General features: G+C 64.6%; 11 protein-coding genes and 1 other RNA gene. 6 read left to right on the top strand and 6 right to left on the bottom strand.

The annotated features are described in order from the left end of the window. Positions 1-2,661: a DUF4118 domain-containing protein gene (locus M0D43_RS07245; protein WP_252164101.1), complete on the top strand. Its 2,661-nt coding sequence runs from the start codon at positions 1-3 to the stop codon at positions 2,659-2,661. Continuing rightward, the gene (locus M0D43_RS07240; RefSeq protein ID WP_101362659.1) at positions 2,651-3,367 is read left to right on the top strand and encodes a response regulator; all 717 of its coding nucleotides are present in this window, start codon (positions 2,651-2,653) and stop codon (positions 3,365-3,367) included. The genes M0D43_RS07245 and M0D43_RS07240 overlap by 11 nt, the downstream gene beginning before the upstream one ends. Positions 3,368-3,490: 123 nt before the next feature. Here the strand turns inward: M0D43_RS07240 and M0D43_RS07235 are convergent, their stop codons facing one another. From M0D43_RS07235 to M0D43_RS07210, 6 genes are all read right to left on the bottom strand, one after another. Continuing rightward, positions 3,491-4,825, bottom strand: coding sequence for an XVIPCD domain-containing protein (locus M0D43_RS07235; RefSeq protein WP_260808056.1), 1,335 nt, complete (start codon positions 4,823-4,825; stop codon positions 3,491-3,493). Between the two features lie 160 nt (positions 4,826-4,985). Continuing rightward, positions 4,986-5,549: a lysozyme inhibitor LprI family protein gene (locus M0D43_RS07230; RefSeq protein ID WP_252164099.1), complete on the bottom strand. Its 564-nt coding sequence runs from the start codon at positions 5,547-5,549 to the stop codon at positions 4,986-4,988. A gap of 104 nt (positions 5,550-5,653) precedes the next feature. Next, a complete protein-coding gene (locus tag M0D43_RS07225; RefSeq protein WP_252164098.1) occupies positions 5,654-7,057 on the bottom strand; it encodes an FAD-binding oxidoreductase in 1,404 nt (467 codons plus the stop codon). Then, positions 7,054-7,593 (bottom strand): metal-dependent hydrolase, encoded by a 540-nt coding sequence (locus M0D43_RS07220; protein WP_252164097.1) that lies wholly within the window; start codon positions 7,591-7,593, stop codon positions 7,054-7,056. Before M0D43_RS07220 ends, M0D43_RS07225 begins: the two co-directional genes overlap by 4 nt. A gap of 29 nt (positions 7,594-7,622) precedes the next feature. Further along, complete coding sequence (locus tag M0D43_RS07215) at positions 7,623-7,991, bottom strand: YraN family protein (protein ID WP_101362657.1); 369 nt, start codon at positions 7,989-7,991, stop codon at positions 7,623-7,625. A 4-nt stretch (positions 7,992-7,995) separates the two neighbouring features. Continuing rightward, complete coding sequence (locus M0D43_RS07210; RefSeq protein ID WP_252164096.1) at positions 7,996-9,726, bottom strand: penicillin-binding protein activator; 1,731 nt, start codon at positions 9,724-9,726, stop codon at positions 7,996-7,998. 81 nt (positions 9,727-9,807) lie between these two features. Here M0D43_RS07210 and rsmI point away from each other — a divergent pair, with 81 nt between their 5' ends. The 4 genes from rsmI to rnpB all read left to right on the top strand — a co-directional run bounded on the left by rsmI (position 9,808) and on the right by rnpB (position 11,791). Then, entirely contained in the window at positions 9,808-10,635 is an 828-nt protein-coding gene (rsmI, locus tag M0D43_RS07205) for a 16S rRNA (cytidine(1402)-2'-O)-methyltransferase (protein ID WP_101362655.1), read from the top strand. Next, positions 10,628-11,047 carry a hypothetical protein gene (locus M0D43_RS07200; protein WP_252164095.1) on the top strand — a complete coding sequence of 140 codons (420 nt, stop codon included), beginning with the start codon at positions 10,628-10,630 and terminating at the stop codon, positions 11,045-11,047. Before rsmI ends, M0D43_RS07200 begins: the two co-directional genes overlap by 8 nt. A gap of 77 nt (positions 11,048-11,124) precedes the next feature. After that, a complete protein-coding gene (locus M0D43_RS07195; RefSeq protein ID WP_252164978.1) occupies positions 11,125-11,343 on the top strand; it encodes a hypothetical protein in 219 nt (72 codons plus the stop codon). Positions 11,344-11,361: 18 nt separating this feature from the next. Next, positions 11,362-11,791: RNase P RNA component class A (gene rnpB / locus M0D43_RS07190), an RNA gene on the top strand. The last annotated feature ends 434 nt before the right edge of the window (positions 11,792-12,225 follow it).

Genomic DNA, 12,225 nt, shown 5'->3' with positions numbered 1-12,225 from the left:
ATGTCCGACGCCCGCACCCAGCAAGCCGATGCCTTGATCGGCGAATTACAGCGCGAACACGGTGGGCGGTTGACGGTGTTCCTGGGTGCTGCGCCCGGGGTGGGCAAGACCTACGCCATGTTGTCGCGGGCGCGCGAGCGCTTGCGGCAGGGCATGGATGTGGTGGCCGGCGTGGTGGAAACGCACGGGCGCAGCGAAACCGCTGCGCTGCTGGAGGGCTTGCCACTGCTGCCGCGCGCCCGCGTGAGTTACCAGGGCCGCATGCTGGAAGAACTCGATCTGGATGCACTGCTGGCACGCAAACCGCGGCTGGCCCTGATCGACGAGCTGGCGCACCGCAACGTGCCCGGCAGCCGCCATGAGCGGCGCTGGCAAGACATCGTGGAATTGCTCGATGCCGGCATCGACGTCTACACCACGGTCAACATCCAGCACCTGGAAAGCCTCAACGACATCGTGCTGCGCATCACCGGCGTGCGCGTGTCCGAAACCGTGCCCGATGCTGTCTTCGACCGCTTGCGCGACATCGTGCTGGTGGATCTGCCGCCACGCGAACTGATCGAGCGCCTGCAGCAGGGCAAGGTGTATCTGCCCGAGCAGGCCACGCAAGCATTGCAGGCGTTTTTCTCGCCCTCCAACCTCACGGCGTTACGTGAGCTGGCCATGCAGACCGCTGCCGACCGCGTCGACAGCGATCTGCGCGATACCCAGGCCGCGCGTGGCTTACCCGGCACCGCCGCGTTGCGGCGCCGTGTGGTGGTGGCCATCGATGGCCGTGGCAGCTCGGATTATCTGGTGCGCGTGGCGCGTCGTTTGTCAGAGCGGCGCGATGCACCGTGGACCGTGGTCACCGTGCAGACCCGCACCGTGACCGATGCGGCCTGGCAGCTGGAGATCGACCGCGCGTTCGCGTTGACACGTCGTCTCGGTGGCGACACCGCACTGCTGCACGGGACTAACGTCGCCGAGGCCTTGCTGGATTTCGCCTCACAAAACGGCATCTCCACCCTGGTGCTGGGACGTACCCGCGAACGCCCGCTGGCACGTATGTTCAATCGCACGTTGACCCAGCAATTGCTGCAGCGTGGCGCGCATTACGAGCTGGTCATCGTCAGTTCCGCCGATGCGCGTGCACGTGCGCGTCAGCGCTGGCGTAACCCACGCCAATGGCTGCAGCGGTACGACCTGGTGTTCGCTGCGATTGCAGCAGCCGGCGCGGTGGGCGTGGCGTGGTTGCTGCAACGCTGGACCGACATCGACGACTTGTCGATGGTGTTCATCGTCGCGGTGGTGCTGGTGGCCTCGCGCACGCGCATGGCCGCTGCGGTGGTCGCCGCGCTGCTGAGTTTTGTCGCCTACAACTTCTTCTTCATCGAACCGCGTTTCACCTTGCAGATCAGCGCGCGCCAGGGCGTGGTGACGGTGTGCATGTTCCTGATCGCCGCGTTGGTCGCCGGCCGGCTGGCTTCGCGCTTGCGCAGTCAGGTCCTGGCATTGCGTGCGGCCAATGCGCACGCCAACGCCCTGCAGGCGCTGGCCCGCCAGCTCAGCACCGCTGCCGATCTGGGCCAGGTGCTGGAAGCCGGCCGTCGCGCGCTGGCCACCGCGCTGGATGCCGACGTCTGGTTACGCCTGGAGCAGCGCGAAAGCGATGCACCTACCAGCTTCGGTGCGCTCGATCGCAGCGCCGCCGATTGGACTCAGCGGCATGGACAGCCCGCCGGCCGCTTCACCGATACGTTGGCCGGCGCGCAGTGGTGGTGCCTGCCGGTGCGCCATGAGCGCGGCACATTGGGCGTGGCCGCGTTGCGCTTTCGTCAAGGCGTGCAACGGCCCGGTCTGGAACAGCGCCGCTTGGCCGAAGCGATGGTGGAAGACATCGGCCAGGCGGCGCTGCGCACGCGCCTGGTCGCCGATCTGGAAGGCGCACGCGTCAGTGGCGAAACCGAGCGCCTGCGCTCGGCATTGTTATCGTCTGTCTCGCACGATCTGCGCTCGCCGCTGGCCTCGATGATCGGCTCGGCCAGCAGCCTGGCCAGTTACGGCGATGCGATGGACGCGCACGACCGCCACAGCCTGCTCGACACCATCCAGCTCGAAGGCGAGCGGCTGGATCGCTATATCCAGAATCTGCTCGACATGACCCGGCTCGGCCACACCGGGCTGACCTTGAACCGCGACTGGATCGGCGTGGACGAATTGATCGGCTCGGCCACCCGCCGCCTGCAGCGCTACCAGCCGGACGTGCGCCTGCAGCTGGACCTGGCCGCCGACCTGCCGGCGATCTGGGTACACCCGGCACTGGTCGAGCAGGCCATCTTCAACGTGCTGGAGAATGCGGCGAAATTTTCGCCAGCCGATGCGGCGGTGACCGTGCAGGCGCAGCTGCGGATCGGTGCGCTGCAGATCGACATCGGCGACCAGGGTCCGGGCATTCCCGAAGACGAACGCGCGCGCATCTTCGACATGTTCTACAGCGTGGAACGCGGCGACCGTGGGCGCAACGGCACCGGGTTGGGCCTTGCCATCTGCCAGGGCATGATCGGTGCGCACGGCGGCAGCGTGGAGGCATTGGCAGGTGCGCATGGTCACGGCACCACGATTCGCATTACGCTGCCGTTGCTTGTTCCCGCCGCGCCACCTCGCCCTGATGCCGACTGACCTCACTGCCATCCCGCCCGCCCGTGTGCTGATCGTCGACGACGAGCCGCAGATCCGCCGTTTTCTCGACATCAGCCTGCGTGCACAGGGCTACCGCGTGCTACAGGCCGGCACCGCCGAAGAGGGCTTGGCCGTGCTGGCCGGGCAGGGCGCCGAACTGGTGGTGCTGGACATCGGCCTGCCCGACCGTGACGGCCACGAGGTACTGCGCGAGATCCGTCAGTGGTCCAACGTGCCGGTGATCATGCTCACCGTGCGTGCCGGCGAAATCGAAAAGGTCGCCGCGCTCGATGCCGGTGCCAACGACTACGTCACAAAACCCTTCGGCGTGCAGGAATTGATGGCCCGCATCCGCTCGCTGCTGCGTCATGCCGGAGCCGGCAGCACGGTGGAAGAGAGCGTCTTTGACGACGGTCGCCTGCATATCCACCTGGGCCTGCGCGAAGTCACCCTCAACGGCGAAGCCGTGCCGCTGAGCCGCAAGGAATACGCCTTGCTCGCACTGCTGCTCAAGCATGCCGGCCGCGTGGTCACCCAACCGCAGCTGCTGCGCGAAGTGTGGGGTCCCACCCACGAAGAAGACACCCACTACCTGCGCATCCTGGTCGGCAAACTGCGCCAGAAACTGCAGGACGACGCCGCTAATCCGCATTACATCGTCACCGAACCGGGCGTGGGGTTGCGCTTTATCGGCGTGACGCGCTGAGCCAAGTGGCCTATGGTGCACGAGGATCCTAAATCAGCAACATCTCCAGGGTCGTATACGCAGATCGTTGAAAACGATATCGGCTGGTCCATGAGTTTTGGGGTACGCCGGAGCGTACGCTATCTACCCCATGACCGGTCCTTGACGCGGTGCTTGCTGTGTCTGGTCGAGCTGCATGCTTTGCTGTTGACTCAATTGTTCCCTATGCAGGTCTAGGCCACGCTGGATCGATACTTCGATTGGTGTATTGATTGCCACCTCGGTCTCTACATGGGCCCGCATGTGTGCGGGATTGCTTGGCGTTCCTTGCACCGCGAAAAAATGATGCCCTGCCTGCAGTGAGGGCGTAGCCGTGCTGAGCATGACGTGATCTACCCGCGTAAGGCCATTTGCCATTGCCTCAGTAGCCAAACATGCGGCCGCTCGGTCGCTGCGTTCATCTGGTGATCGCCCCATCGTTCGATCTAAAGCATGAACACGTTCAAGGCACTGTCCAAATATCGGTGGTAGGTCTGGCGACTCGAGGGTTAATGGTGCAGGAGGCCCAAAAGGGTGAGCTCCTTGGTGGTAAATTGGATCGGCTCGTTCAAGTGACGAAGCCCAAGATCTGCCGATCCAGGTGTGCACTTCGCCAGCGGGATCGGTCACTGATAAGTGGCCCTGGCGATCGATTCTTACCTGAGAAATTTCAGCTCTAGCAAGTTCATTTCCTCCAGAAATTGCCAGTGGAGTTCCAGGGGTTTGGGCATCCATCCTCGCAAGGATGCGAGCGCCGTTTGCCGGGTCACGGAACATTGCATCGAAAAGCTGCAAGCTAGGTTCGCTGTTGAATCCGCGTGCCAGGGCTGGATTGTTAGCCTCTCTGACCTGAGCTCTCCATTCTTCACTGCCTTGCCCCTGCCCCAGTTCCAACGCATTGACGAGGCCGACTCCCCTGGCTGTCGCATCGCGCCCGGATGTGATCGCTGCTCGAGCAGCAGGGTTCAGGCCGTTGATCCCTTGGTTCCCAACCCAATCGCGGACGCTATCGGGCGTCATGCCGGTGGATTGATGGAGGGTGTCTACGAGTAGCGCTCCACGAGCTTGGTTCTGGTTGTAAAGTTTGCTGGTCACAGCAACGATTTCCGCAGCTTCGCCCGGGTGAGTTCGATTGAGATTCTGTAGCCAGCCTATTTCCGACAGAGGTTCGCCCACGGCTTGCCATTTTCGCTCGACCTGCTGATCGTTGAGGGCTTGCACAAACATGCGTCCGTCATCAGATCTGAGGAATTCGTTGAGACGATCTTGTTCCGTGGTGGAAAGGTCGTTACCCACTTGTCCGCGTGTCTGCAGTCGCCGTAGTAGGTCTGCCTGCTCTGCTTGATTAAAGCGTTCGTCGGCTGGTGCCCATTCGGCATACCGAAGAAGCATGTCGGCAGCGGCTTCGCCACGCCCCGGCTGACCGAAATCCCACTGCATGATGCCCTACCGACCAGCCTGAGTTTCCCGTGCTGTGTTGCAAGGCGTACGCAGCGCCAAGATTGACTTCGCTGGAGCGTCCTACAGCATTGTAAGCAAGAACCTCAAAGCTCTGCCGGGTTAGTGCATCGTATACGTAGTTTCGCGTCATAATCAGATCCTACGGGATGGATTTGGCAAGTTGCTCAAGTTGTTGGACACGTGAAAGTGTGATGCTTGCTTTGCACGCTGCTGATAGCTCTTCCAGCTCGCTGCGAGACATCCCCTGTACCATGGGCTCGGCTTGGCAATAGCTGTCTCGATAACTGCGCCAAGCATTGGCGGATGCCACAAAGTTCTTTTCAAGATCATCAAGATACGCTGGGTCATCGCTGGTATAGCTGGAGTAACGGGTGCGTGCCTTGCTAATGATCTGTTTCTCAGTTGCAGTCATTCTTTCATCGATAGCGTGACTTTGCTGCAGTGCTACACACGCAGGCCCTGATGCTTGGCAGTCATTTTTTGACAATGCCAACAGACAAGCCTCTCTGTCAGAGTTTGCACCAGCTTGTGAACAATCCGTATTGGCCTTTGATGATGTCCCTGACTTGCTTTGCGTGGTGGCGCCGACATCTGGCGACGAACAGCCGGTCAATGCCAGGAGCAATGATGTTGCCATCCACGTTACTGCGCTATGTCTACGCTGTGCGGAAAATTCATCTGATTTATGCTTTTTGCTTACCATTCGATATGCGCTCCAATTACCGGATTCGATAATCAAGCTAGCCAGAGAAGTCAGGCCAAGGCAAGCTGTCTTCGCGCCAAATTGGCGTGGGGATACAATTGAAGTTAATTGCAACTCTCTAATGGTGGCAGCGGCAGGACTTTGCCCGGATTCAAGATGCCATCCGGATCCAGCGCCGCCTTGATCGCCCGCATGGCAGCCAGCGTCGGTGCGCTGAACGCCTGTGCCATGAAATCGCGTTTGGCCACGCCGATGCCGTGTTCGCCGGAGAGCGTGCCTTCCAACGCCAGCACCAGCGTAAACAGGCGTGGTAGCGCGGCATGCGCACGCGCGTCTTCGTCGGCATCGGCCGGGTCGTACATGATGTTGACGTGCAGGTTGCCGTTGCCGGCGTGGCCGAAGGCGACGATGGGCAGTGCGAACTCCGCAGCGAGCGCTTCCACGCCGGCCACCAGTTCGGGAATGCGCGACACCGGCACCACCACGTCTTCGTTGATCTTGCCCGGCTTGATGGTGCGCAAGGCCGGCGACAGGGCGCGGCGCGCGGCCCACAACTTATCGCGCGCGCTGCCATCGGCGGCCACGTCCAGGCTCAGCACGCCATCGCCATCTGCGGCGTCGTGCAGGGCCTGCAATGCGTACGGCAAGGTGTCGTGATCGCCGTCGGCTTCGATCAACAACATGGCGCCGGCGTCGGGCACATCGCTGCCATTGCGGCGCAGGAGTGCAATCGCGCTGGCATCCATGAATTCCAGCATGGCCGGCGTGGTCGGTTGCGCCATCAGCCGCGACACCGCGGCCGCAGCGCTGGACGCATCGCGGTATAGCGCGCGCAGACCGGCCTGCGCGATCGCGCGCGGGGTCAGTTTCAAGGTTGCCTCGACGATGATCGCGAGGGTGCCTTCGCTACCGACCAGCAGATGCGTGAGGTCGTAGCCGGTGGAATTTTTGGTGTATGCGCCGCCACAGCGGATCACGTCGCCGGTGCCGGTCACCGCAACCAGACCGAGCACGTTGTCGCGGGTCGCACCGTACTTCACCGCGCGCGGGCCGCCGGCATTGGTGGATAAATTACCGCCGATACTGCAGATCTCCGCGCTGGACGGATCCGGCGGCCAAAACAATCCATGCGGCTGCAGCGCCTGTTGCAGGTCGCCATTGAGCAGGCCGGGTTGCACCACCGCGCAGCGGTCTTCCGGGCGCAGCGCAATGAGGCGATTCATGCGCGCCATCGACACCACCACGCCGCCGGAAAACGGCACTGCCGCGCCGGTGGTACCGGTGCCGGCGCCGCGCGCCACGATTGGCACGCCGTGTGCACGGCACGCCTGCACGATCGCCACTACGTCATCGGTGTCGCGCGGCAAGGCGACGGCAGCAGGCAGTGCCCAGCGGCGCGAATCGTCTTCGCCATAGCGGCGACGCGCATCGTCGCCGGTCAACCAGCCATCGGCACCGAGGCGCGCGGCCAGCAGTTCGGCAAGTGCGGTGGGAAGTCCATCGGTCATGACACGCGATCCTGTGGTGTCGCGCGCTGGATGCATTTCCACCCCAGCACGGCGACGGTGAGCGGCAACCAGACCCAGCGTAGCTCGGAGAGCAACGTGGTCAGGCCGCGCGCATTGAAGAAGCTGTTAGCGAACGGCGACACCCGAATCGGCCGCCAGGGTGCGAACCAACGCGTCTGGCTCCATGGCCAGCCCAGCGTAACGCCCAGGCCGCCGGAGGTCATCGCATCCAGCAGCGGGTGCGATGCGGTGCAGACGAACAAAAACACGGCTGCCTGCATGGCATCCGCTCGCAACAGGCGATGTGCTGCAACGCCGAGCACCGCCATCAACGCAGCGAACACCAGCGAGTGGCTGGCGCCGCGATGGCCGAACGCCTCTGCGTAGGGAATATGCAGCGCGAATGCCAGCACATCGGCATCCGGCAGCATCGCCGTCACGACGCCGGCCGCCAGCAGGCGCGGCGAGATGCGGCCGCGTTCACTGGCGCACCAGAGCGCCAACGGCACGGCAGCGTGGGTCATGATGGTTGGCATCGGAACGTCGGTATGCGCGTCGGTGGCGGTCAGCAATCGTCGGCGCGGAACGCGTCGCGGATCCAGTTCAATAGCGGCGGTTCGCCGCTGGCATCGACCACATCGAAGCGGCACGGCAACGCCGCCAGTGCGGGGTGAGCGCCAAGGAACAGCTGCGCAGCCAGCACCAGCTTGCGGCGCTTGCGCCAGTCCACCGATGCCGCGCCGCCACCGAAGCGATCGTCGCGACGGTAGCGCACTTCCACAAACACCAGCGATTGCCCATCGCGCATCACCAGATCCAGTTCGCCGCCGCGGTAGTTGGCATTGCCGACCACCAGCCGCAGCCCGGCCTGCTCCAGCAATGCGCGTGCGGCCGCTTCGACCGCCGCACCGCGCTGCTGACGCGCCGCCGGCATGGCCTTAGCGGCCGTCGGCGATCGGCATCGGGCGGCCACCGTTGAAGGTGGACCAGGCCGGCGTGCGCAGCACATTGCCGAAGCCGTCCAGATGCAAGGTGCCGGTGGCGCCACGCAGGCCGCCATCGGTGCCGGTGGCGAGTTTTTCCAGGTACGCAGTGATCTTCCAGGCGTCATAGCCGAACGCGAACAGGCGGGCGGCCGGGCCGCGCGCGCTGGGCAGGGTGCTGGCCACCTGGCTCACTGCCGGCAGGCCGGACACGCCCAGGGCGGTCCAGGTTTCGCTCGGGTAGACGATGCCATCCAGCGCCAGATCGTCTTCGACCTTGCCGGTGCCGGCCACCAACTGCGACGTGCCCACGCGCGATTTGCCGGCGAATCCGGCCAGTGCCAGCTGCGGTGCGAGCGCGCGCGCGGTGTTGCCGCGCACTGCCAGGAACACCGCATCGGCAGTGCCGTAGTTGCGCAGCTGCGCACCGATGTCGCCCGGCGCATCGGCCACGCTGATACTGCCGGCGACGGTGCCGCCACGTTCGGTGAAACGGTCGCGGAAGGCCTTGATGGTGCGCTTGCCGTTGTCGTCGCTGGTGCCGACGATCAGCACATTGCGGCGTTCGCGCGAGAGCAGATATTCGGCGGCCATGATGCCGTCGTCTTCGGGCGCCAGCGAGAACCCGGCGCTGCCGCTGGGCGGTGCCTTGTTGTCGGTGGGGCGGTTGAGCGCGAGCACCGGCACTGCCAGCTGGCCGCGCGAGAACAATGCGCTGACTTCGTCGCGCCCCAACGGGCCGACGACGTAATCCACCCCGGCGCTCACTGCCTTGTCGTAGGCGGCGTTGGCACCGGCGGCGGTGCCGGCGGTATCGAAGAACTGCACTTCCGGGCGGCGGCGGGTTTCAGCGTAGTAGCCGGCCAGCAGGCCATCGCGCACCGGCGCGGCAACGGTGGCCAGGTTGCCGGTGATCGGCAACAGCACACCCAGCTTCATCGGCGGACGGTAGCCGTCGCGCTCGGCCGGTGGGCGCTTGCTGGTGTCAAAGCCCCACTGCGCATCGCGCTCGAACGCGCGCGGCAGCCCCAGACCGCGACTGATCAGTGCGCGCCCGGCGAAGTTGTACAGCGGGTCGCCGGCCGGCAGTGCCGCGGTGCGGCCCTTGAGGGTGGCGTCGTCGAGGGCGGCGAGCAGGCGCACGATCGCGCGCTGGTTTTCGCTGCGCGCAGTGCCGGTCAGGCTGGCATCGGCGCGCGCGCGGTCGGCGGCGGCGCCGAACAGGTCGCCGGTGGCTTCCAGTGCGGCGGCACGTGCCACAAACCAACGCGTCTGCAGCGGCTGGGTCAGTCCCTGCGGGCTGTCGCCCAGGGCCTGCAATGCCTGCGCGCCCTGCTTGTCGATCACGGCCAACTCGCCGGTGAGCAGCCCGAAGCGGGCGCGCTCCTCGCCGCTCAGTTGGCGCGCGTTGACCTGCGCCAGCAATGTGCGGGCACGCGCATCGTCGCCGGCGTCATGCCAACCGAACGCGGCTGCAGCCAGCAACCGGCTGCGCTGCGCACCGCTGGCACTGGCGGCTTCGGCTTCCAGCTGCTGCGCGGCTTCGCGCGGCTTGCCCTGGTCCAGCAACGCCAGCGCCGCGCTCTGCGTCGGCGAGGCGGTCGGCGTGACGCTGCTGGTGGCGCAACCGGCGGCCAGCATCACCATCAGCGAGAGGGCGGAGATCCTTGCAACACGCTTGTTCATTTCAGATCCATTGGACAGGGGCCGCCGGGGCGGACCGTTAAAAACGCTACGATTCTACCCTTTGCCCCCGGAAAACCGCTGATGACGTCCCCTGGAACCCTGCACGTGGTCGCCACGCCGATCGGCAACCTGGCCGACCTGTCGCCGCGCGCGCAGGAGGTGTTGCGTGGCGTGGCCGCGATCTGCGCCGAAGACACCCGCCATACCCGCCAGTTGCTGAGTCATTTCGGCATCGACCGGCCGCTGCTGGCCCTGCACGACCATAACGAAGAGGCCATGTCCGAACGCATCGTGGCGCGCCTGCGCGAGGGCGAATCGCTGGCCATCGTCAGCGACGCCGGCACCCCGTTGGTCAGCGATCCGGGTTTCAAGCTGGTGCGTGCCGCCCGTGCCGCCGGCATCAAGGTCAGCCCGGTGCCAGGCGCCTGCGCAGCGATCGCCGCGCTCAGTGTCGCCGGCCTGCCAAGCGACCGCTTCGGCTTCGAAGGGTTTTTGCCGGCCAAGAGCGCCGCCCGCCGCGAGCGCCTGGCACGGCTGGCTGGCGAGACCCGCACCTTGGTGTTCTACGAATCCTCGCACCGTATTGTCGAATCGCTGGCCGACCTGCGCTTTGCCTTCGGCGACGAGCGCCCGGCAGTGATCGCCCGCGAGCTGACCAAGTTGTTCGAAACCGTACTCGACGGCAGCCTGGCCGAGCTGCAGGCCCAGGTCGAAGCCGACGACAACCAGCGCAAGGGCGAATTCGTGGTGATGGTGCAGGGCGCCGCCGACGCCGCCGAAGGCCAGCTCGCCGAAGGCCGCCGCGTCTACGCCAAGCTCGCCGAACACCTGCCGCCGTCCACCGCCGCCAAGCTGGCTGCCGAGCTGACTGGTGCGCCGCGCAAGGCCTTGTATGGCGGTAATGGCTGATACAACGACTGCCGAGGAAAAGAAGAAGGCGCTGGAGTTGCGTCAGTTCAAGTGCGTCTTGACGAACTGGCCGCATGCATTTCCGCCGCAGATCGGTGAGATAGAACAGCCCAACGAGCCTGCAGCCGACATCCGTTTTCGCATTGCGGATGGCTCAACTTATGCCGTCGAGGTCACCCAACTTCTGCGACCGGATGGAAAAGCGCGCGTTAAGGCACGTGAAAAATTACTAGCGTCGCTGAAGCCGCGATTGGCGCAGCGTCTGCCTGGCGTACAGATCAGTCTTGGTTTTACGGATCAGCCGCTCCCCAAGCTTCCAGACGCAATTGAACAGGTCGAGCATCTGTTGTCCGAGAAGTCGAGACTGATCGAAGGCAATCAGGCCATCAGGAAGGGCTCCCCGCATTCTTGAGACATGTGCAACTTTGGTCAGCTACTCAAGCGGACGTGTTCGGAGGCGGCGTCTTTGAAGTGCCCGCACTCACAAAGTTGCAGGCGTCGACATGCATTCTGCAAAAGCACACGAAGATCGAGGGATATCGCGCGCATGCAGATGCCGTCGCGCTGCTGATTTATTGCCCGAGGGCACCTTCGCACGCGCAGCTCACGGTGCCAGCCGAGGCGGCGGGATGGTCGTTTGCGCATCAATTCGAACGTGTTGTGCTGTACGCCGAAGACAGTGATGGGCAGGGCGTTGTCTGGCAATAGCGTATAGTTCTCCCCGGCGGAGTCGGCCAGACAGTCGCGTCACTCGCAAGAGTGCCGAGGAAAGTCCGGGCTCCATAGGGCAAGGTGCCAGGTAACGCCTGGGCGGCGCAAGCCGACGGAAAGTGCAACAGAAAGATACCGCCTACGTCCCTCGTCACCCCTCTGCCGCCACTGAAACGTGTCGGCGATGCTCAGCATCGCTGCCAAGTGCGTTCGGAGGCCGCAGAGGGGTGGCGAGGGGCCGGTAAGGGTGAAATGGTGCGGTAAGAGCGCACCGCGAGTCCGGTAACGGACCGGCACGGCAAACCCCACCTGGAGCAAGACCAAATAGGGATCCATTGGCGTGGCCCGCGCTGGATCCGGGTAGGTTGCTTGAGCGCTGCGGTGACGTAGCGCCTAGACGAATGACTGTCCACGACAGAACCCGGCTTATCGGCCGGCTCCGCCACCTTCGTTTGGGCGTTCGCCCTTCTCGAAAGCGCCCACGCTTCGTGTCGCCGATGGCCGTCCAAAACGCGGGCCCCGCACCGGGCATGCCAGAACCCCCGCAGTCGCCGCCGCGCCCCTTGACTCAAGGGGGCTTGCACCTGGATGCCTTGCTGGAGCGTCGGTTTGCAGAGATATCTGCCTTCCACCGCTTGCGGGGGAGGGTGCCCGAAGGGCGGATGGGTGGCAGTGCGCAGATGCGTGGCGGATCCCCCCTCATCCGGCGCTGCGCGCCACCTTCTCCCGCAGGCGGGAGAAGGAGAGCGAGGCAGGCTGCATCCTCCCCGCTTACGGGATAAGGGGATAGTCCCGGAACCCTGGAGTTCCGGAGGGATGTGCCTTCCACCGCTTGCGGGGGAGGGTGCCCGAAGGGCGGATGGGTGGCAGTGCGCAGAT

Source organism: Xanthomonas prunicola (genome assembly GCF_025266575.1).
GTDB classification, from domain to species: domain Bacteria; phylum Pseudomonadota; class Gammaproteobacteria; order Xanthomonadales; family Xanthomonadaceae; genus Xanthomonas; species Xanthomonas prunicola.
Note: the sequence above shows the minus strand (reverse complement) of the source record. Positions and strands in the feature narration are given on the sequence as shown.